A 20,798-nucleotide genomic window follows, 5' to 3' on the forward strand; every position below is an offset into this window, starting at 1 on the left:
GGCTTGGCTACCAGAAGATCCAGAGGGCCAGGCCGCCGAAGATGGACCACTTCACGAGGTAGTAAGCCCGCTTGTCCCAGGCCTTCAGGCGCTTGCCGATCACGCGGATCTGGTAGATGTACTTGAACGCGCGGTTGATGCCGCCGGTCTTGTCGCCCGCATCGTTGGGCGAGCTCGCAGCAGCCAGCAGGTTCTTCGCGAACCAGCGGTTCACCGCGCTGGCCCAGCGGTACTTCAGCGGGCGCTCGATGTCGCAGAACAGGATCACGCGGTCGTGATCAGTCGTGTTCTCGGCATAGTGGATGAAGGTCTCGTCGAACACCACGGCCTCGCCGTCGCGCCAGTGGTAGCGCTGGCCGTCCACGTCGATGTAGCAGCCTTCGACACCCGGCGTCCACAGGCCCAGGTGGTAGCGCAGCGAACCGGCGAAGGGGTCGCGGTGGCGCACGAGGCGGCTGCCGGGTGGCAACTCGGCGAACATGGCCGCCTTGATGGTGCCGATGCCTTTGAGCAGTTCGGTCGTGCGCGGGCACAGGACGGCGGCCGAGGGATGTGCCTCGTCGTACCACTTGAGGTAGAAGCGCTTCCAGCCGCTCTTGAAGAAGGAGTTGAAGCCCACGTCGTTGAACTGGCTCGAGGCCTTGATGCTGCCGCCGTTGCGCATGGCCAGCGCCTCTTCGCGGATGACTTCCCAGTTCTCCTCGAGCACGCGCATCTCGGGGAACTGCGCGGGCGACAGGTACGGCGTACCGGGCACCTTCGAGAAAAGGTACATGAAGACGTTCAGCGGCGCGAGGAAGGTCGAGTGATCAGAGAGCTGTCTGAAGAAACGATGCCGGACCTGCCCGCGGAAGTGAACGTAGAGCGCGCTGAGCGCGAAGATTGCAAGAATGACCCACTTCATTGTTGAAAGTGTCCTGTAGACGGCGCCGGGGGTAGCCGGGCATTGTAAATCTCCGCCCCAAAATGGACCTGACCAGGCCCTTTGGCCGTGTCCGGAGGGAGGTTTCAGAGGCTGAGCATGGGCTGGGGCGCCTCGGCCGCTGCCAGCGGCAGCCGCACCGTGGCCAGCAGCCCGCCGCCCTCGGCCTCCGCGAGCACCACTTCGCCGCTGTGCCGGTCCACCACCGACTTGACGATGGCCAGGCCCAGCCCGCTGCCGCTTTGCGTCTGGTCGGGGTTGCGGAAGAACCGGTCGAACACCCGCTCGCGCAACGCGGGCGGAATGCCGGGGCCCTGGTCGGCCACGGTCAGCACCGCCCGGTCACCCTCACTGGCCACCTTCACCAGGACCGTTCCGTTCGCCGGGCTGTACTTGATGGCGTTGTTGATCAGGTTGTCGATCATCGAGACCAGGCTTTCGCGCTCGCCCAGCACCGGCACGCTGCCCGCGCATTCGAGTTCCAGCTCCACGCCCCGGGCACTGGCAAGGCCTTCGATCATGGCCAGCCGGTCCTGCACCAGTGCATCGAGCGACAGCATGACCGGCAGGTCGCCATGCAGCACCGCATCGCTGCGCATGAGCTGCAGCAGTTGCCCCACCAGCCGCGCGGCACGGTCGTTGCTGCGCAAGAGGTTGCCCATGAGTTCGCGCTGGCCTTCGTCGGTGCTCTGCTCCTTCAACGCTTCGACGTTCACGCGCATGGCCGCGAGCGGCGTTCGCAGCTCGTGGGCCGCATCGGCGATCAGGCTGCGCTCGCGCGAGGTGCTGTCGCGCACGCGCTGCAAGAGGCTGTTGATGCTCTGCACCAGCGGCTGCAATTCCTTGTGCGGCGGCGTGTACGACAGCGGCGTCATGTCGGCCGGTCCGCGCTCGGAGGTTTCCTTGGTCACCTGCCGCCAGGGGCGCAGCGCGACGCGCATCGAGAGCCACGCCGGGAAGATCAGGAACGGCAGGCTGATGACCAGCGGCAGCAGGTAGTAGCCCCGGTACGCCATGGTGACAGTGAGCCGCCAGACGCTCGGCTCGGCCAACATCACGCGCGTGTCGGAATTGGCAGAGACGTGCGTGCGCGCACGCCATGCACGGCCTCCCGCCTCCACGGTCTCGATGCGGTTGAGCACCGTGTTGAGGATGACGGGCACGCCAGCGGTGGAGCGGTAGATCAGCCGGTCCTTCTGCCAGACCTGCAGCACGGCAGCCGTGTCCGAGGCGGCATCGCCATCGCCCGAGGCTTCGACCAGCACCTGGTCGAAGGCGGCCAGCGTCTCCTGCTGGCGGTCGGGCCGGTCGGCCAGGTTCTCCGCAATCGTCGTGATGGCGTGGAAGATCTTCTGGTACTTCAACAGCTCGGGGTCTTCGTAGGAGTCGTAGAGCAGGAGCGCGATGGCCATGGTCCACAACAGCGCCACCACGACCATCTGCGCGAGCAGCAGGCGCCGCATCAGGGAGGGCTGCTTCCATTTCTTCCAGCGCAGCGCCAGGGCCTGCATCATTTGGTCGTGCTCCGCACCAGCGACTGCACGTCGATCACGTAGCCGATGCCGCGCACCGTGCGGATGTAGCCCTGCCCGATCTTCTTGCGCAGGTTGGAGATGTGCACCTCGAGCGAGTTGCTGCCGTTGGCCTGACCGCCGGGCAGCACCTGCTCTTCCATCACGCGGCGCGTGACCACGCGGCCGGTGCGCTTGAGCAGCAGCGCGAGCAGGTCGAACTCGCAGCGCGACAACTCGACCGGCTCGCCGTCGACGATCACGCCGCGCGTCGGCTCGTGCAGCGCGAGGCCGCGCATGCGGATGGTCTCGTCGTTGAAGCCGTAACTGCGGCGCGCCAGTGCCCGCACGCGCGACAGCAGCTCGGCCAGCGCGAAGGGCTTGACGAGGTAATCGTCCGCGCCGTCGTCGAGGCTCCGCAGACGGTCGTTGAGCGCATCGCGCGCGCTCAGCACCAGCACTGGCAGGATCTGCCGGTCTCGGCGCAGGCGGAACAGCAGATCGAGCCCGTCGCCATCGGGCAGGCCCAGGTCGAGCAGCACCATGTCGAAGGTGCCGCCGTCGAGGGTGCGCAGGGCGTCGTCGAGGCGGCGGACCCACACCACGTCCATGCCTTGATTGACCAACGCGATGCGCACGCCGTTGCCGAGATCGAGGTCGTCCTCAACAAGCAGAAGGTTCATGGGATGTGCAGGGCGGAGTCGCCCATTGGTCGGAATGGGCGAAGTATCTGCCACGCCCCGCGTGGGGACTTCAGGAAATCTTCATGAAGGGCGAAGGGACTCTTCAGGTGCGAAAACCACACTGGAGCGCTCCCATCCAGAAAGCACATCGACGTGAACAGCCCTCCTTCCTCGCTGACCCGCCCCGTTTGGTTTCAACCCCGGCGAAGGCACGTGCTTCGTGCCATGGCCGCCCTGCCACCGGCGCTGGCTCTTGCGGCCTGCGGAGGTGGCGGCAACTCACCCAGCGGGATCGGCGTGGGTCCTCCCGTTGCCTCTGCCGCCGAGCGCCGCGTGAAGGTCTCGACAGGGCCCGACGTGTCGCTGCAGGTGCGCGACTGGCAGAAGCCCGGCACTGCGGGCCCCGTCATCGTGCTGCTGGCCGGACTCGGCGGCAACGCGCGCTACTTCGACAGCCTCGCACCTGCATTGACGAATGATTTTTCGCGCGTGGTGGCGATCAGCCGGCGCGGCTACGGCCTCTCCGGCAAGCCGTTGCCCGTGAAGAGCGCCACGCAGCATTACGAGGTGGACGATCTCACTGCCGACCTGAAAGCGGTGCTCGACGACCTGGGGTTGCAGCGCGTGGTGCTGGCCGGTCACTCGATCGCCGGCAACGAGCTCACGCGCTTTGCGGGCCGGTTTCCGGAACGGGTACAAGGGCTGGTCTACTTGGACACCTCGTTCGACTACACGGTGGACGGCGATACCGGCGGCGAGGAACTGCCCACGAACAAGGCGTTGGCCGAACCTGTCGTGACGCCCGCGGACAACCAGTCGATGCAGACGGCCATCGCATTCCAGCGGCGGAAATTCAAGGGCTGGTGGCCACCGCTCGAAGCGAACCTGCGCGACGCGCTCGACGTGCAGTCCGATGGCAGCGTGCGTCCCAACACGCCGGAGAGCCTCGAGACCGCCATGGACACTGCAGCCCACAAGTTCTCGCCCGACTACACGCAGGTGCGCACGCCCTCGCTGGTGATCACCGCGCTGTTCGCCGACAACCGCGACCTGATGCCATGGCTCGAGATGCCGCTCGATGCGAAAACCGGCAAGGATGCCGCCGACTTCCTTCGCATCTATCGCCGCGCACGCATCACCGACGCGAATCGGCTCGTGGCAGCGCTGAAGACCCCGCACCACGTGACGCTCGACAACTGCTCCCACGGCGACTTCCTCATGGAGCGCGAAGCCGATGTGCTGCGCGCCATCCGCTTCATGACGTGGGCATGAAGTGCGGCACGCCGGGTCAGCGCAACAGCTTGATCAGCGCCGCAACCTCTTCCCCGCCGAGCCCCGCCGCGTCCGCGCGCTTGAAGAGGCCCGCGGCGAAGGCCGGGAACTCGGTGTTGATGCCGGCCTCCTGCGCCGTCTGCAGGATGCGCTGCGTCGCCTCGACCGAGATGCGCATCGGGCTCTGCGAGATCTTGAAATCGCCCGACTGGATCACGGTGCCTTCGTGCTGAAGGAAACCGGCAAAGGTCGGCATGATCCCCGCGACGATGCGGCCGTACTCGGCCACGTCGAAGCCTTCGTGTTCGGCGATGCGCGCGCCATGCATGAATCCGAGCAGCGTGCCGTAGATGGTGGAGAGCGTCGCAAGGTCCATCGCCGCCGCGGCGCTGGCCTTCTCGCCCAGGTACACGGTGCCGCCGCCCAGCACCTTCAACAGCGGTTCGGCCTCGCGGAACACGGCTTGCGCGCCCGACATGAGGATCGGCGTGTCGGGCTGGCCCATCTGGTCCGGTGCGGCCTGGATGGCGCCCTCGAGGTAGGTGGCGCCGTGCCGGTGTGCCCACTGTTCGGCATCGCGTGCGTCGCTGGGGCTGCCGGTTGTGAGTTGAACCAGCAGGCGGCCGTCCATCGCGGCCGCAACGCCCTCCATCGCGAGGATGGCTTCGGCGGCGCGGTAGTCGTAGACGCACATCACCGCGACCTTGGCGGCACGCATCGCCTCGGCCGCGCTGCGCGCGAGCACCGCGCCCTGCGCGACCAGCGCGTCGGCCTTGTTCACCGTGCGGTTCCACACCGTGACCTTGTAGCCCTGCTCGAGATAAAGCCGCGCGATGGTGATGCCCATCGAACCCAGGCCGAGAACCGAAACTTCCTTGTTGCTCATGGCGATTCCAATGCAGATGTTGCAAGTTTGTGATGACGGGTGCATCGTAGGAATTTCACTTGCAAACGGTCAAGTACCTACCATAAAGTCAGGTACTTACCAAAACGTAGGTATTGGATCGGCACATGAAGGCAAAGAAGCCCTACAACTGCGGCATCGGGCCCGCATTCGAAGTCATCGGCGGCAAATGGAAGGCCGTCATCCTGTGGGAACTGCATGTGCAGCCGCGCCGCTTTGGCGAGCTGAAGCGATTGCTGCCCGACATCAGCGAGAAGATGCTGATCCAGCAACTGCGCGAGCTGGAAACCGACGGCCTCGTCAACCGCGAGGCCTTCCACGAAGTTCCGCCGCGCGTCGAATACTCCGAGACAAAACTGGGCGCCACGCTCAATGCGGCGCTCGGGCCGCTGGCCGATTGGGGCGACCGTTATGCGAAGCGCGTGGAGGCGGCGCGCAAGCAGGCGGAAGGATCGAAGTAGCGGTGCGAACGGAAAGGATCGAATGTCTTTGCTGAAGATCTCGGCGGCCGCCCTGCTCGCGGCATCACTCTCAGCACTCCCTCTTGGCATCGCGCATGCCCAGTCGGCGTGCACGGCCTCGCCCATCTATGCGGGTCCGCCGATGCGTTCGGCACCCGAGGCCGTGTGGCAGAAAGACTTCCATCGCCCCATCGATGGCGAGTTGCCGGCCGACCTCCGGGCCGCGCTCGATGGCGCGCTCGACAAGATGCTCTCGCACGTGCCCGCCGCGAGCGTCGCGGTCGCCATTCCCGCCGAGGGCTTCTGGTCCGCCACGCGCGGACTGGCGCGCAAGGAGCCGCCCACGCCGGTCTTCGCGGACCAACCCTTCCAGGTGGCCAGCACCAGCAAGACCTTCACCGCCGTGGTGGTCCTTCAACTCATCGAAGAAAAGCGCCTGAGACTCGAAGACACCATCGACAAGTGGTTTCCCGATGCGCCGAATGCGCGACTCATCACCATCGAGCAGTTGCTGCGGCACACCAACGGCCTCGTGAGCTTCAATGCATTGCAGTCGCTCGGCACGGCGTACCGCGCGCCGGCCGACATCATCGCGCTCGGCACCTCGCAGCCGCCGCAGTTCTGCCCCGGCACAAGCTGGAGCTACACCAACACCGGCTACGCGATGCTGGGCGTGATCGTCGAGAAGACCGAAGGCATGCCGCTGGCCGACGTGCTGGCCAAGCGCCTGTTGCGGCCGCTGTCGCTCACGCACACCGTCATGCGCAAGCCCGGCGTCGAACTGCCGGTGGCAACAGGCCACGCGGCGGGCCGGCCGGTGGAGGCGCCGGACCAGTACGCCACGCCCTACGCGGCCGGTGCGCTGGCGTCGACCGCGGGCGATCTCGTGCGCTTCTGGCAAGCCCTCCTCTCGGGCAAGGTGCTGCCAGACGACACGGTGCATCGCATGTTCACCCGCATGCCCGCGATGCTCGGTCCGTACGCCGGCGGCAATTCTTCCTATGGCATGGGCGTACAGCTCTATGACGTGCCCGACGGGCCGGGCCTGATGCTCGGGCACAGCGGCGGCATCGAGGGCTTCACCACGGTGGTGGCCTACGTGCCGGCCGACGACCTGTACATCGCCGTGTCGTTCAACGAGAAGAACGTGCCGGCAGAAGCGGGGCTGTGGGCGCTGGTTCGCGCGGTGCGCGCGTACCGGGTGGTGCGCTGAAGAGGACGCCGATCAGGCGTCTTCCCCTGGCCCCATTGCGGCGAACGCGGCGATGCGGCCCGCACCTTCCGCGCGCGCATCAGCGTCCGGCCCTGGCGCTTCCACAGCACCAACTGTTCCACCAGCGCCCCCGGGTCCACGAGAAAGCCGACGTCTAGCCGCCGTTCATTGCCGACCGCGCGGCACCAGCGTCAGGAACTCGACACCCTGCACCCTCGACGACTGCATGTCGAACTGCGACAGGGTTGACTGGCCGAGCAGCGCCGCGCAGTCACTGCAGGTGACGGCGCTCACGTTCCTGAGCTCGAAGCGGCCGAGCTTCATCGACTCGATCACGACGGTCCGGGCGGGCACCTTGCGGCCATCCGCGGTCTGTATCTGGACATTGGTGGCGACAACTTTGAAGCTCGCCTTCGAATCGCGCAGGACCGCATCGCTCATCGTCGTCCGGCTCGCACCGGTGTCCACCATGTACGGTGCCGGCTTGCCCGCGCCAAGCGTCACCGGTGCGAAGAAGTGACCGCCGAAGGCGGGGAGTCGCAAGGCCTCTCGTTCCGCGGGCCCGTTCGACGCTCCACCGGCATCGATGACGGATTCGATCGCGATGCGTTGTGCCTCGAAGTACGGCGATTGCCCGCGCGATACCCGTTGCGAATCGAAGGCCTGCAGCGCCGAGAGCGCTTCGTAGTGCCGCCCGGCGCCTACCAGCAGCTTGGCGAGCTTGCTGCGCACGTCGACCAACGTGGGAACCACCGACAGCGCCTTGTAGGACCATTCGATGGCCTCGTCGGTCCGGCCCAGCTTGGCCAGGCTGTCAGCGTAGTACGCGAACAGATCGTAGGCACCCTCACCCAGGCTCAAGGCCTTGGCGAACTGGGCCACGGCCTCCGCATGCTTGTCCTGCTGGTTCAGCACGATGCCCAGATTCACGATGCCGTAGCTCTCGTCGGGACGAAGCCGCACATAGTCGGTCCAATTCGATTCGGCACAGGCCAGGTCCCGCTCTCGCAGGCAACGAACAGCCTGCGCCTTGAAATCCGCCGCCGAGAACGACGACCTGCTCCAGCGATGAAGCCCATAGCCACGCACGCTCAGAAACGTGATACCGGCGATCACCAGGAACACCAGGCAGGTCACGAGGAACGTCTTGACGCGGGCACGCGGATTGCGCCGCTCTTCCCACAGGCAGGTAACGCCGACCACCAGCAATGGCCAGAAGAACGCGCCGATCAGTACGCCTGCCTGTGTGGTGGCGGACGCGTTCTGCGCGTTCGCCACCATCAGACTCAACGTGGCATAGGCAACGAAGACGATGGCTGCGGCACCCCAGAGCCATGCCGGGGCACGGAGATCCTCGTCGCGACGGTCCTGCAGGAAGGTGGCGGAAGCAGCGGAAGCGCCATCGGGCGACGACTCTCCCAGCACCGGATCATGGCGTTCGTTCCACGGCTTCACGCGCTTCTCCCTGATTGCTTTGGCTCGACGCGCGCTGCGGAAATTACCGTGGCACGATGCGCCGGCGCGACAAAATGTGCCGGCAGTCTATTTCAAGTCCGTGGCAGAGGCAGCGAGAGCCATCGCTCCTACGAACAAGAAGTTGGTCCGCGCTGTGCGCGTGTACCGGGCCATGCACTGAAGAGTGCCGCGATCAGGCGTCTTCCCCCTGGCCCCACTGCGGCGGGCGCGGCGGCGCGGCCTGCACCTTGCGCGCACGCATCAATGTCCGCGCCTGGCGCTTCCACAGCGCCAACTGTTCCACCAACGCGCCCGGGTCCACGTCCTGCCCCCGCGCGACGAGCCCCGTCATCAGATGGGTCAGCTGGTAGAACGAGGTCTTCAGCACCTGCGGTTCCACACCGGCTCGCGGCGCGAAGTAATGCTCGATGGCCGGATCGAACAGCGCGCGGGTCCGCTGCCACATCACACCCAATGCTTTCGAGAGCGCCGGGTCGCGCTGCGCCGTCACCTGCAGTTCGAGGTAGGCGCTGAAGATCGGCGTCGAGTAGATGCCCTTCCACAGCATCGAGACCAGCGCGTCGAGCCGGTCGTCTTCGTCGGCGATCGACAGCATCGTGCGGCCGAGTTCGCCATAGACACGGCGCAGCAGGTCGTCCACCACGTCGAACATCAGTGCCTGCTTGTTCGGGTAGTGATGCACCTGCGCGCCGCGCGAGACACCCGCACGCCGCACGATGCTGCTGAGCGTGCTGCCGGCATAGCCATCCTGCGAGAGGCTTTCGATGGCGGCGGCCATCAGGCGCTCGCGCATGGCGCTGCTGCGCTCGGCCTGGGTACGACGGGCCTGTACCGGCGATGGCGGCGGGGGCGCGACGGTCTCGGATGGGGGAAGCGGTTTGGCGGTTTTCATCAGGAGCGGCAGAGGGTACCCGGGAAATCCCTCGTCATTTTCGACCGGGCTCATTGGACGTCGACGCTAACATACAGTCCGGACTGTATGTATCTTATGGTTGCTCCGATACAAGGACTACGCGCCCATGACGACCTCGACAGACACCCTGCTGCACCGCCTGCTGCATTGGGAGCGCACCATGCCCGACACGGTGTACCTGACGCAGCCGCTCGCCGACGGCAACACGGTCGACTACACATGGCGCCAGGTGGCCGACGAGGCGCGCCGCATCGCGCGCTACCTGCAGACCCTCGCGCTGCCGCCGCGCAGCCACATCGCGCTCCTGGGCCGCAACAGCGCGCACTGGCTCATGGCCGACCTCGCGATCTGGATGGCGGGCCACGTGACGATTCCGCTGTACTACACGCTCAGCGCGGCCAATGCGCGCTATGTGTTCGAGCACAGCGAATCGCGCCTCCTGTTCCTCGGCAAGATGGACGGCACCACCGACAACTGGACCGAACTGCAGCACGCGCTGCCGATCGGGCTGCAAGTGATCGGCCTGCCGATGTCGCCGCTGCCGCACGACAACCCGGTGATGCAATGGAACGACCTGCTCACCATGCACGCGCCACTCACCGACATCGCCCTGCCCCCGCGCGACGCGCTCGCGACCATCCTCTACACCTCGGGCAGCACCGGTCTCCCCAAGGGCGTGATGCACAGCTACGGCAGCATGATCGACATCGCCGGGGTATCGGCCGCGCTGTTCGCCGTCACGCCCGAAGACCGCATGCTGTCGTACCTGCCGCTCGCGCATGCGGCGGAGCGCTCGCTGCTCGAGGCGACCTCGCTGTACTTCGGCTGCCACGTCTTCTTCGCGAACAACCTGGAGACCTTTCAGCAGGACCTGCGCCGCGCGCGGCCCACGCTCTTCTTCTCGGTGCCGCGGCTGTGGGTGCGCTTTCGCCAGGGCGTGAGCGAGAAGATTCCGCCGTGGCTGCAGAAGCTGGCGTTCGCGTTGCCGGTGGTGTCGGCGCGGCTGCGCCGCAAGATCCTCGTCGCGCTCGGGCTCGATCAGGTGCGCGTGGCGTTCAGCGGCTCGGCACCGCTCTCGCCCGAGGTGCTGGTCTGGTATCGCAGCCTCGGGCTCGATCTGCTCGAGGGCTACGGCATGAGCGAGAACTTCGCCATCTCGCACATCAATCCACCGGGCAAGGTGCGCATCGGCACGGTTGGCCTGCCCGAACCGGGCGTGGAGTGCCGCATCGGTGACGACAGCGAGATCCAGGTGCGCGGCCCGGGCCAGATGCTGGGCTACTACAAGATGCCCGAGGCCACCGCAGAGACGCTGCCGCCCGACGGGTTCCTGCGCACCGGCGACCAGGGCGTGATCGACGCCGACGGGTACCTGCGCATCATTGGCCGGGTGAAGGACATGTTCAAGACCGGCAAGGGCCGCTACGTGGCGCCGGTGCCGATCGAGAACGCCCTGGGCAACCACCCGCTGGTGGACACGGTGTGCGTCGCGGGCCTCGGGCTGCCGCGGCCCTTTGCGCTGGTGATGCTGTCGCCGCAGGGGCAAGCGGAAGATCGCGAATCGGTGAAGCGCGAGCTGCACCAGTTGATGGACACCACCAACGCCGCGCTCGAAGAGCACGAGCGGCTGAGCTGCCTGATCGTCGTGCGCGAACCCTGGAGCATCGAGAACGGCCTGCTCACGCCCACGCTCAAGATCCGCCGCAGCGTGATCGAGGCGCGCTACATGCCGCTGGCCGAGGCCTGGCAGCAAGGCGGACAGGCGGTACTCTGGGAATGAACGATCAGGCCCAGCCGGTTTCGATCTCGGTCTTCACCTCGGTCATGAGCTTGTGCACCGGGCACTTGCCTGCCACGCGCAGCAGTTCGTCGCGCTGGGCCTCGGTCAGGTCGCCGGTCAGGCGCAGGCCCGACTTGAGACGGTAGACGCCCTTGCGCTCCTCGCTGTCGTCGCGATCGATCACCACCTCGATGTCTTCCACCGGAATGCTCTTGCGGCGCGCGTAGATCAGCACCGTGAGCGCCTTGCAGGCCGCGAGCGATGCGTCATACAGGTCGTGCGGCTCGGGACCGGCATCGCTGCCGCCGCCGGCCGGCGAGGCATCGACCGGGATCTCGTGGTTACGGATCTTGAGGATGTGGCGCGTGCCGGTGGTGCCGTCGCGGCGGATCGTGATGCTCATGCCGGTTCCTTGGTGGATGAAGAAAAAGAGTTCAGCGCGCGAGCGGCTTCACGTACAGGATGGTCGTGAAGCCGCTGTGCCATTCGAGATCGGGATAACGGTCGGCCTCGCGGTAGCCGAGCGCGAGATAGAAGCCCTGGCTCTGCGTGTTGAAGGTGTCGGTTTCGAGCCGCACAAGTTCGACGCCGCTGGCCCGCATGCCGTCTTCGGCAAAGGCCATGAGCGCACGCGCGATGCCCTTGCGCTGGTGCGTTGCAGGCACGTGCAGCGCGTGGACGAAGTCGTGTTCCCAATGGACCATGCCGACCACCTCGCCGTCGATCTCCGCGACGAAGAACGCGGGCCCCATCTCGTCGATGTAGCCGACGGGCTCGCCGCTCTCGCGATAGACCGCCAGAGCCTCCGGCGTGAGCTGCGGCAGCCACGTGCCCGCGAAGGTGTCGTCGAGGATGGCCTTGACCGCATCGAAGTCGTCGAGGCGCCAGGGTCGGATGGTGATCGTCGGAGTGTTGTCGTCTTGCATGCCGGCGAAATGGTAGCCGCGGCGCTCAACGGTCGACGGCGAGCACCAGCGTTTCCTTGATCTCTTCCATCACCACATAGCTGTGCGATTCGGCCGCCACCGGCAACTTCTTGAGGATGTCGCCGAGCAGGTGGCGGTATTCGCTCATGCCGCTCAGACGCGCCTTCACGAGGTAGTCGAAGCTGCCCGAGACCAGATGGCATTCGAGCACCTCGGGCATGTGCAGCAGCTCCTGCCTGACCTTGTCGAACACATCGCCCGACTTGGCCGAGAGCTTGATCTCCACGAACACCAGGAGCGTCTTGCCCAGCGCCTCGGGCGACACGCGCGCGTGGTAGCCGGTGATGACGCCATCGCGCTCCATGCGCTTGACGCGCTCGGCGCAGGGCGAGGCGGAAAGGCCGATGTGCTCGGCCAGTTCGGTCATCGAGACACGGCCCTGGCGCTGCAACAGGTCGAGGATCTTGCGGTCGATTCGGTCGAGTTCCGGCATTTCACTTCGCAGCTTGCATTGGATGATTTTCGGCAGTGAATTTCACCGCCAAACACTGAAAAACAATGGAATCCACTGCATTGTGCACTTTAGATTCCATGGATTCCATACGAATCAGCAGATACACCATGAAAGTCATCATTCTGGGCGGCGGCGTGATCGGCACCACCACGGCTTACTACCTCGCGCGCTCCGGCGCCGACGTGACACTGCTCGACCGGCAGTCCGGTCCGGCTGAAGAAACCAGCTTCGGCAACGCCGGGCAGGTGTCACCGGGCTACTCCACGCCGTGGGCCGCGCCGGGCATTCCGCTGAAGGCGATCAAGTGGATGTTCAAGAAGCACGCGCCGCTGTCGATCCGCCCCGACGGCACGCTGTTCCAGCTGCGCTGGATGGCCGCGATGCTGCGCAACTGCTCGCCCGAGCGCTACGCGGTCAACAAGGAACGCATGATGCGCGTGGCCGAATACAGCCGCGGCTGCCTGCAGCAACTGCGCGCCGACACGGGCCTCGCGTACGAGCACCGCACCGGCGGCACGCTGCAACTCTTTCGCACGCAGGCGCAGCTCGACGCGGTGCAGCGCGACATCGCGGTGCTCGAGGAATGCGGCGTGCCCTACGAGCTGCTCGACCGCGATGCTCTCGCCGGCATCGAGCCCGCGCTGGCCGGCGCGCGCGACCGCCTCACCGGCGGCCTGCGCCTGCCCAACGACGAGACCGGCGACTGCCACCTCTTCACCCGCGGCCTCGCCGACATCGCGCGCGGCCTGGGCGTGGACTTCCGTTTCGGCCAGGCCATCGACGGCCTGGAAACCGACGGCGGCCGCATCACCGGCGTGCGCACCACCACCGGCAAGATCCTCACGGCCGACCGCTACGTGATGGCCTTCGGCAGCTACTCGCGCGCCGCCATCGCCTCGCTGGGCCTCGACATTCCCGTGTACCCCGTCAAGGGCTACTCGCTCACCGTACCGCTGCTCGACGAATCGCTCGCGCCGCAATCGACGGTGCTCGACGAGACCTACAAGGTCGCAGTCACCCGCTTCGACAACCGCATCCGCGTCGGCGGCATGGCCGAGCTCGGCGGCTTCGACCTGCGGCTGAACCCGGCACGCCGCGCCACGCTCGAGAAAGTGGTGAGCGACCTGTTCCCGGGCGGCGACCTGCCGAGCGCGACCTTCTGGACGGGCTTGCGCCCGATGACACCCGACAGCACGCCCATCGTCGGCGCCACGCGCTACGCGAACCTGTTCCTCAACACCGGCCACGGCACGCTCGGCTGGACCATGGCCTGCGGCTCGGGCAAGCTGATCTCGGACATGGTGATGGGCCAGCAGCCGGACATCCGCACCGACGGGCTCGGCATGGACCGCTACGAGCAGGCGCCGTCGCGCGGCTCGCACCCGAACCCCGCCACAGCACCGGCCTGACAGAGCGGGCACTCAGGCCGCCTTGGCGATGGGAATCGTCGCGCTGTTCATGCCGCGATAGACCTCCGCCTCGCCATGCTTCGCAAGCAACTGCATCAGGTGCTTGCGGATCAGCATGCCGGGCCTGTCCGACTCCATCGAATACTCGACGCCGCGCCGCCGCGTGTCGACCAGCGCATCGGGGTCGGTCGATTCGAGGATGTCCTTGTCCTCGCGCGTGATCTCCGCGTCGAAGTCGATCAACATCTGCGCCGCGCAGTCGGCTTCGGTGTCGTTGCGAAAGAGCCATTGGCACAGCTGCATGCGCCCGTCGTCGATGGGCGTGAAGCAGTTGATGATGATGTGGCGCACGCCGCTCGGGTACTCGATGTCGAGCCGGCGCGAGAACGGCAGGAAGTAGGCGTTGCGCATGTGGCGCGTGGTGATCGCATCGGTCACGCCGCTGATCGCGTGGAACTTGGCCGGGTTGGTCGCCTCGATGACCGTCTCGGCGTAGAAGCCCGATTCGTTTTCCACCAGCTCGTACTTGCTCGGCTTCGGGCTGGCGGCCACGCCGAAGGTGGCGCGGTGCACGAAGCTGAAGTGCGAGTTGTCGAATGAATTTTCGAGCGCGCGCATCGGGCTGGTCTGCCACTCCTCGTAGAACTGGAAGATCGTGCGATAGCCCGGGTCGGTGAACTCCGGAATTTCAGGGATGTCGGCGATGGGCTCCTCGAGCGCCACCCACGCGTAGCCGTAGCGCGCGGTGCAGCGGTATGCGGTCGTGCGGTACTCGGGCGAGATCCTGCGGTCGGCCTCGTACTGCGGAATACGGATGACCTGCCCGCTGCGGTCGTAAGTCCAGCCGTGGTAGCCGCACTGGATCGCGCCCTGCCCGCAGGCCTTGCCTTCGCCATCGACGCACCAGCCCTTCGAGAGCTTCGCGGTGCGATGGCAGCAACGGTCGCGCAACGCCGCAGGCTCGCCGTCGGCATCGAGAAAAAGAACGATGTCTTCGCCCAGCAGCCTGAAAGGCTTCGGGCCATCGGCCAGTTCGGTGAGCGGCATGACGGCATGCCAGAACTTGCGGAAGACGGGTTGTTGGGTGACGAGCATGCGTGGACTCCTTCTGTTGTTGCGCGTGGGTACGAACGAACCTGAAAGAGCAATTTCCTGCCTGGATGCGTGGGGCATCGCGCGGCTGAACGCTTCTACTCTGCGCAACTCGCCTTGCAAATTGCGCGCCCGGATTGTGCGCGCAGCCCGGGCGGTGCGCCAAGCCCCCGGCCGCAAAGCCCGAGAGAAATCCCTTGGCATGCGTCGTGCATCAGCCATCGCAAGAGTAGAAGCGTTCAGCAGCGCACGCACCACCCAGGTGCGCCGCCCGGAAATTGCTCTTGAAGCGCCTTCTGCTTTCCTGCAGGGGATTTCAAGACCCAAAGATTTCGAGGCCCCACCATGCAACGCCGATCCTTTCTTGCGGCCAGCGCCGCCGCCCTTGCCGCTCCTTCTGTCCTGGCCCAGGGCGGCAACAAGCTCACCCCGATCAAGTTCACGCTCGACTTCCGCATCAACGGCCAGACCGCGCCGTACTTCCTCGCGCAAACCAAGGGCTACTACAAAGATGAAGGTCTCGACGTGACCATCGACACCGGCGCCGGCTCGGTCGCCTCGATCACGCGCATCGCGAGCGGCGTCTACCAGATGGGCCTGGGCGACATCAGCTCACTGGTCGAATTCAACGCCCAGAATCCCGGCACACCGATGGTGCAGGCCGTGTACCAGTACTACAACCGTGCGCCCTTCGTGATCATCGGCCGCAAGGACCGCGGCGTGACTGGCGAGTTCAAGAGCCTGCAGGGCAAGAAGGTGGCGGCGGCGGCCGTCGAATCGACCCGCCGCGCCTGGCCGATGGTGGCGCGCAAGCAGGGCATGCGCGCCGATGCGTTCCAGTGGCAGACCACCGACTTCAGCGCACGCGACAACGTGATGGTGCGCGGCGACGTCGATGCCGCCACCTACTTTCACGACTCGGCGATCTCGCTCTTCGCGCGCATGAAGCCCGAGGAGCTCTCGGTGCTGAAGTACGCGGATGCGGGCGTCAACCTCTACGGCAACGCAATCCTCGCGAGCAGCAACCTCATCGCGCAGAACCCGAAGCTGGTCGCTGCCTTCCTGCGTGCGACCAACCGCGCCATCGTGGAGACCTTTGCCAACCCCGCGCCGAGCATCGCGGCCATGCGCCAGCGCGAGCCCATCCTCGACGAGAAGATCGAGCTTGAACGCTGGGGCGTCACGGCGCAGTATGTGGGCGCGGCGGACACGCGCAGCCACGGCCTCGGCGACATCCGGAAGCTCACGCTGGAGCAACAGGTCGACGAGGTGGCCGATGTCTTCGGACTCAAGGTCAAGCCCGCGGCCGACGCCATCTTCAACACCTCGATGCTCCCATCGCATAACGAACGCATGATTCCCACCAAGGCATGAATTTCAGCAACACAAACAACACCACCTCGCTCCCCGAAGAAACAACGCTCGACGAGCGTGACGGGCGGTATCTGCGCAAGGCCATCGGCTGGTCGCACCTCGCGCGCCGCCGTGGCAACCGGCCCTTCGGATCGGTCATCGTCTCCGCCGACGGCGAGGTGCTGGCCGAGGCCTACAACAACACGGGCGAGACGGGCGACTGCACCGGCCACGCCGAGACGAATGCGATACGCGCGCTGGCCGGCCGCGGCATCCCGCGCGAAGCGCTCGCGGGCGCCACCCTCTATGCCTCGGGCGAACCCTGCGTGATGTGCGCAGGCGCCATCTTCTGGTCGAACATCGGCCGCGTGGTGTTCGGCATCGACGCCGAACGCCTGCGCGTGTTCCGCGGCGAGAGGCAGGACCAGCGCGATGCGGAGCTGTCATGCCGCGACGTGTTCCGCGCGTCGCCGCATCCGATCGAATGCATCGGGCCGGCGCTCTTGGACGAGTCGGCGGCAGCGCACGACGGCGCCTGGAAGGTCTGAGACCGGCGGCATCGCTGGATAGACTCGGCGCATGCCCTGGCACGCCCATCTCCACCTCGACTACAAAAAAGAAGCCGACCGCACCGTCGCCCGTTTCCGTCACGACGGGCCGCTGCGCATCCTGCAGAGCCTGTACCCCGAAGGCGATGCGATCTGCCACAACGTGCTGGTGCATCCGCCGGGTGGGCTGGTCGGGGGGGACACGCTCGACATCGACATCGAAGGCGCGGATGGCAGCCACGGGCTGATCACGACGCCGGGTGCTTCGCGCTTCTATCGCTCCGAAGGCGAACTCGCGTTGCAGCGCACGCGCATCCGGCTCGCCAAGGGCGCGCGGCTCGAATGGCTGCCGTTGGAAGCCATTTGCTACAGCGGATGCCAGGCTGAGAACCGGCTGTCGATCGAAGTCGAACCGGGCGCGGAGATGATCGGATGGGACGTGACCGCGCTCGGCTTGCCGAACGCGAACCAGCCGTTCGAGCGGGGTACCTATTTGCAGCACATCGAAGTGCCAGGGGTGTGGCTGGAGCGGGGGCGTATCGATGCGGCGGATCAGCGGTTGCTGGAAAGTCCGCTGGGCTTTGGTGGGCATCGGTGCATTGCATCGCTGTTCTTCGTGTCGGGATCGCCGGCGACGCGGGCGAGGCGCGAAGCGCTGCTGGGGCATGCGCGCAGGTTGCTTGAAGCACACGAGCTGTTCGGTAGCGCTGGTGCGACCAGTCCGCATGCGGAGGTCGTTGTGCTGCGTGTACTGGCGCCTATGGTGGAGCCTGCGATGCAGCTGTTGCGGCAGGTCTGGCTGGCTTGGCGCGCGGAGTTATGGCAGTTGCCTGAGGCCACGCCCCGGATCTGGTCGACCTAGCGCGTCTTGCTAACGCGTGGGCAACTTCAAGACCAAGTCGAGCAAGTTGTCAAAAACAGCTTTGCCAGCGCAAGGCCGTTCCTCATACTTCTTTCCGTCCGCCCTCCACACCCCAATGAACTTGTTTCTGCCTTCGCGCACGGTGATTCCATAAGAAATGTCGCCGACGGTAAACAGCACTGAATCGACAACCATGCTTTCTCCGTGTGGATTCAAATGCTCACCCCGAAAAAAAATCGACTGGACGCGTGCCTTCGAAAGATGGAAGCCTCAGCTCAATCGAAGAAGAACGCCCATAGCGGTATTCCAGTCCTGCTCCCGGATCAAGCTCGCGAATGATCGACGGGCCGCAAAGCGAGGCCACTTTCTTGCTGTGTTTGATTTGGCAAGAAAAATAGGTGACTTCGTCTGCTGCACAGTGAGATGGAGTGATGGCACCAGCCTCGGCGTTGTGCAAGAGGGTCACGCAAATCGCAATTGCGGCTGCATATCCTGCATAGCGATAGCGCGCTCGTTCCCGATAGGTCATGTATTTTCCTTTTGTCGCTCCAAGGTTTTGCTGTCGGCAGGAACTGGCGCGTCGTTCAATAGGCTCCAGACATAGCCGAAGTATTCGACTCGATTCTCGAGGTGGGTAGTACCGCCATTCACGGCAAGCGTTACCAGCTCGATTGTTCCGGGAGCGGTGCCTGCGTCGGCGCGACGGCTGATGCTTGCACCCCGGAAGGCTCCGGCATTGATCCAGTACTTCAATGCCACGTCGGCAGATATGAACGCATCCGCAGCCAACAACGCCGGGTGGGGGTCCGTGGTGTAGTTTCTCCCTCTGTAGGCTTCATAGCCTGCATAGTTGACTCGCCCCGTCAGCTGGATGAGTCCTCGCCCTCTGAATCTCTGGCCGTCGCCGACCTGGACATTGCCGAGCGACTGAGCTTTTGTTTGTACTTGAGCCGGCCTGAGAGCAGCATATTCGTTGCGGGTGTACGCAACACGCTGACCGTTTACCCTGCGGTAGACCAATCCAAGCCGCCAGGCAACGCCACTGCGGTCGTCATGGTCGACGCCCGCTTCCGCTGGCGTGATGACTTCGTACATCGTGCGGAAATAGCGCTCGTTTCCTGTCTCTGTGTTGTATTGCAGCGCGCCCGTTTCCTGAAAGCATTGGCTCAAGAAGTGAGCTTTTCGCAACGCTGAATCCATCAGTCCGTATTTGCGAAAGGCCTTGTTGAGGGCGATATGCAAACCGGGCGGCATCCCGTTTCCTTGTGTCGACCCATCGCGAAATCGCCGCATCGACTCTGCCCAACTTACACGGCTCGCAGCCGTTGATTTTCTTGGAAGCAGTTGCGCCATCTCTTTGAGTCCCAACCATCCACACCTGCGCATCGAACCCATGAACTCTCTCGGGTGAAATCGCCAGTCGGCTTCCTTGAACGCCTTTGGCAGATCCTCAAAGGTGAGTCCTTGCGCATGCTTGACGAAGCGATCCCATTTCCGGGCCCCAGTGGCATCGTCGTCAGTCGACTTGAAATCTTCGGTCTCCAGCCAGCCATAGCGCGCCTCGACGGTTGCCCGATCCCACTCGCACGGGAACTTGCAGATTGCGCGGCGCAATTTCTTCCGCACGTCAACCTCCCCGAGCCGCTTGGCCAGCTCGACGCGATCCATGCGCCGTTCGTTCTTCGGGTCGGGATCGCGGATCAGCGTTTTCATGTGCAGAGAATCGCACCGCAGATCGGTGTTCGGGTCATCGTCGAAGCAGTTCCATCCCATGACCGGCAGAAAGTCGGCATCGCTGAACTTGAATGCGCCCTGTGCATTGAGATCTGCCCAGACCTCTCCAGTGGGCGTTGCGATCTTGCGCCAGTGGGCGGCGTTGGCAGGCAAAGGGTCAGGGCCCAGGTTGCGTCCGAAGCGCAGCAACTCGTACCAGCCGCTGGGGCTGCTTGCAGCCCGGGTTGCGGCGTCCAAGGCACCGTGGCGGTCATTGCACACGGCATACAGGTCGTACTCGAAGCTCTGGCTCGCTGCACCCTTGACAGCGGCAGACACATTGACGCCGCCGATGTAGTCGTACCGGCTGTCGTTTCTGGATGTGCCAACAGGCACACCGAATCTGTCGTAGCTGGTGAGCGTTGCCATGCCCTTCTCCCAGACGATTTGCACCCACTGCGGGTTCGACAGCGCCTGAGCAGTGGTGGCACCAGCTGCGCCAACGGCACCATTCGCCACACGCAACTGACTGGTCGGTTGGCTCGCGCTTGTTGGGGTACCAGCTGGCAAGTAGATGTAGACGCTACCGAACACACTGTCGGTGCGACCATCGGCGGCAGGCGCCTGGGGATCCAGCGGATCTACCCAGTTCGGCCCGCGCCGCGTCAGTCGCCGGAGATTGGCTTCATCGCAGCAGCTCTCGAAATGGATCTGCCCCTCATGTCCGTATATCTGACCGGGTGCCCCCAACTCATCCTTGCGGTAGACCACATCGCCGACCGCCCACGGCGCCTTCGTCTTCGGACAGTGCGCAATGCTGGAGAGATGCATGCAGGCGCTGTAGTAGACGACCTCCGTGACAACGTTGCCTTCGACCCCGATCTCGGTCTTGTGCTCGATCACGATAAACCCATCGCTGGTCCACGCGGCCGTGGGCGTGTCGGCATGAAAGGGGTTGTAGTTGAGCGCGTGCTTCACGTCGTCGTTCGTCGCCGTCGGCGCATGGACAAAGATCACCTTGCCATCGGCGATCGCCCGAACTGGCAGATAGCCGCCACCGGAACGCGGTGCCTGAATGTGAAGCCCGTTGTGCCACCCCAGCTTCAAGCTCAAGGGAAACGAACCCTCCGGCGCATTGGTGCTCGCCAGCCGCGATGCGGGCTGCGCCATCGCTGCGTCGAGCCAGGCTTCTTCGGACGCCCCGGCGCGATCGGGCAGAAAGGGAGGACCGATGATCATGGACGGC

At 65.2% G+C, this 20,798-nt stretch carries 20 protein-coding genes; 8 read left to right on the forward strand and 12 right to left on the reverse strand.

The annotated features are described in order from the left end of the window. Window positions 1–7 precede the first annotated feature (7 nt). The 3 genes from lpxO to NU688_RS14660 all read right to left on the reverse strand — a co-directional run bounded on the left by lpxO (window position 8) and on the right by NU688_RS14660 (window position 3,116). The gene (gene lpxO, locus NU688_RS14650; protein WP_257861408.1) at window positions 8–904 is read right to left on the reverse strand and encodes a lipid A hydroxylase LpxO; all 897 of its coding nucleotides are present in this window, start codon (window positions 902–904) and stop codon (window positions 8–10) included. A 104-nt stretch (window positions 905–1,008) separates the two neighbouring features. Continuing rightward, window positions 1,009–2,436, reverse strand: coding sequence for a HAMP domain-containing sensor histidine kinase (locus NU688_RS14655; RefSeq protein WP_257861409.1), 1,428 nt, complete (start codon window positions 2,434–2,436; stop codon window positions 1,009–1,011). Further along, on the reverse strand, window positions 2,433–3,116 hold the full coding sequence (locus NU688_RS14660) for a response regulator (RefSeq protein ID WP_257861410.1): 684 nt from the start codon (window positions 3,114–3,116) through the stop codon (window positions 2,433–2,435). The genes NU688_RS14655 and NU688_RS14660 overlap by 4 nt, the downstream gene beginning before the upstream one ends. 225 nt (window positions 3,117–3,341) lie before the next feature. On the opposite strand from NU688_RS14660, the gene NU688_RS14665 reads away from it, so the two are divergent. Further along, window positions 3,342–4,388 carry an alpha/beta fold hydrolase gene (locus NU688_RS14665; protein WP_257861412.1) on the forward strand — a complete coding sequence of 349 codons (1,047 nt, stop codon included), beginning with the start codon at window positions 3,342–3,344 and terminating at the stop codon, window positions 4,386–4,388. A 16-nt stretch (window positions 4,389–4,404) separates the two neighbouring features. Here NU688_RS14665 and NU688_RS14670 read toward each other — a convergent pair whose 3' ends face one another. Beyond that, window positions 4,405–5,274, reverse strand: a complete 870-nt coding sequence (locus NU688_RS14670) for an NAD(P)-dependent oxidoreductase (RefSeq protein ID WP_257861413.1) — start codon at window positions 5,272–5,274, stop codon at window positions 4,405–4,407. A 125-nt stretch (window positions 5,275–5,399) separates the two neighbouring features. On the opposite strand from NU688_RS14670, the gene NU688_RS14675 reads away from it, so the two are divergent. Together NU688_RS14675 and NU688_RS14680 are read left to right on the forward strand one after the other, a co-directional pair. Further along, entirely contained in the window at window positions 5,400–5,753 is a 354-nt protein-coding gene (locus tag NU688_RS14675) for a helix-turn-helix domain-containing protein (RefSeq protein ID WP_257861414.1), read from the forward strand. A 22-nt stretch (window positions 5,754–5,775) separates the two neighbouring features. Then, window positions 5,776–6,966 carry a serine hydrolase gene (locus NU688_RS14680; protein WP_257861415.1) on the forward strand — a complete coding sequence of 397 codons (1,191 nt, stop codon included), beginning with the start codon at window positions 5,776–5,778 and terminating at the stop codon, window positions 6,964–6,966. Between the two features lie 165 nt (window positions 6,967–7,131). Here the strand turns inward: NU688_RS14680 and NU688_RS14685 are convergent, their stop codons facing one another. Together NU688_RS14685 and NU688_RS14690 are read right to left on the reverse strand one after the other, a co-directional pair. Beyond that, window positions 7,132–8,421 (reverse strand): retroviral-like aspartic protease family protein, encoded by a 1,290-nt coding sequence (locus tag NU688_RS14685; protein ID WP_257861416.1) that lies wholly within the window; start codon window positions 8,419–8,421, stop codon window positions 7,132–7,134. Window positions 8,422–8,614: 193 nt separating this feature from the next. Next, window positions 8,615–9,334 (reverse strand): TetR/AcrR family transcriptional regulator, encoded by a 720-nt coding sequence (locus NU688_RS14690; protein WP_257861417.1) that lies wholly within the window; start codon window positions 9,332–9,334, stop codon window positions 8,615–8,617. Between the two features lie 127 nt (window positions 9,335–9,461). Between NU688_RS14690 and NU688_RS14695 the strand changes: the two genes are divergently transcribed. Beyond that, entirely contained in the window at window positions 9,462–11,135 is a 1,674-nt protein-coding gene (locus NU688_RS14695) for an AMP-binding protein (protein WP_257861418.1), read from the forward strand. Between the two features lie 4 nt (window positions 11,136–11,139). Here the strand turns inward: NU688_RS14695 and NU688_RS14700 are convergent, their stop codons facing one another. The 3 genes from NU688_RS14700 to NU688_RS14710 are packed head-to-tail and all read right to left on the reverse strand — an operon-like array spanning window position 11,140 to window position 12,554. Beyond that, entirely contained in the window at window positions 11,140–11,538 is a 399-nt protein-coding gene (locus NU688_RS14700; protein WP_257861419.1) for an OsmC family protein, read from the reverse strand. Between the two features lie 31 nt (window positions 11,539–11,569). Beyond that, complete coding sequence (locus NU688_RS14705) at window positions 11,570–12,061, reverse strand: GNAT family N-acetyltransferase (RefSeq protein WP_257861420.1); 492 nt, start codon at window positions 12,059–12,061, stop codon at window positions 11,570–11,572. A 25-nt stretch (window positions 12,062–12,086) separates the two neighbouring features. After that, window positions 12,087–12,554, reverse strand: a complete 468-nt coding sequence (locus NU688_RS14710; RefSeq protein ID WP_257861421.1) for a winged helix-turn-helix transcriptional regulator — start codon at window positions 12,552–12,554, stop codon at window positions 12,087–12,089. A 128-nt stretch (window positions 12,555–12,682) separates the two neighbouring features. Here NU688_RS14710 and NU688_RS14715 point away from each other — a divergent pair, with 128 nt between their 5' ends. Beyond that, window positions 12,683–13,984, forward strand: a complete 1,302-nt coding sequence (locus NU688_RS14715) for a D-amino acid dehydrogenase (protein WP_257861422.1) — start codon at window positions 12,683–12,685, stop codon at window positions 13,982–13,984. 12 nt (window positions 13,985–13,996) lie between these two features. Here the strand turns inward: NU688_RS14715 and NU688_RS14720 are convergent, their stop codons facing one another. After that, a complete protein-coding gene (locus NU688_RS14720) occupies window positions 13,997–15,079 on the reverse strand; it encodes an aromatic ring-hydroxylating dioxygenase subunit alpha (RefSeq protein ID WP_257861423.1) in 1,083 nt (360 codons plus the stop codon). A 342-nt stretch (window positions 15,080–15,421) separates the two neighbouring features. On the opposite strand from NU688_RS14720, the gene NU688_RS14725 reads away from it, so the two are divergent. The 3 genes from NU688_RS14725 to NU688_RS14735 are packed head-to-tail and all read left to right on the forward strand — an operon-like array spanning window position 15,422 to window position 17,839. Further along, window positions 15,422–16,450: an ABC transporter substrate-binding protein gene (locus NU688_RS14725; RefSeq protein WP_257861424.1), complete on the forward strand. Its 1,029-nt coding sequence runs from the start codon at window positions 15,422–15,424 to the stop codon at window positions 16,448–16,450. After that, window positions 16,447–16,977, forward strand: coding sequence for a nucleoside deaminase (locus NU688_RS14730; protein WP_257861425.1), 531 nt, complete (start codon window positions 16,447–16,449; stop codon window positions 16,975–16,977). Before NU688_RS14725 ends, NU688_RS14730 begins: the two co-directional genes overlap by 4 nt. 31 nt (window positions 16,978–17,008) lie before the next feature. After that, a complete protein-coding gene (locus NU688_RS14735) occupies window positions 17,009–17,839 on the forward strand; it encodes an urease accessory protein UreD (protein WP_257861426.1) in 831 nt (276 codons plus the stop codon). Window positions 17,840–18,059: 220 nt separating this feature from the next. On the opposite strand, the gene NU688_RS14740 is transcribed toward NU688_RS14735, so the two are convergent. Together NU688_RS14740 and NU688_RS14745 are read right to left on the reverse strand one after the other, a co-directional pair. Then, window positions 18,060–18,368, reverse strand: coding sequence for a hypothetical protein (locus NU688_RS14740; RefSeq protein WP_257861428.1), 309 nt, complete (start codon window positions 18,366–18,368; stop codon window positions 18,060–18,062). Then, on the reverse strand, window positions 18,365–20,791 hold the full coding sequence (locus NU688_RS14745; protein WP_257861429.1) for a M23 family metallopeptidase: 2,427 nt from the start codon (window positions 20,789–20,791) through the stop codon (window positions 18,365–18,367). The genes NU688_RS14740 and NU688_RS14745 overlap by 4 nt, the downstream gene beginning before the upstream one ends. Window positions 20,792–20,798 lie beyond the last annotated feature (7 nt).

The organism is Variovorax sp. ZS18.2.2, assembly GCF_024701975.1.
In the GTDB taxonomy this organism is placed as follows: Bacteria; Pseudomonadota; Gammaproteobacteria; order Burkholderiales; family Burkholderiaceae_C; genus Variovorax.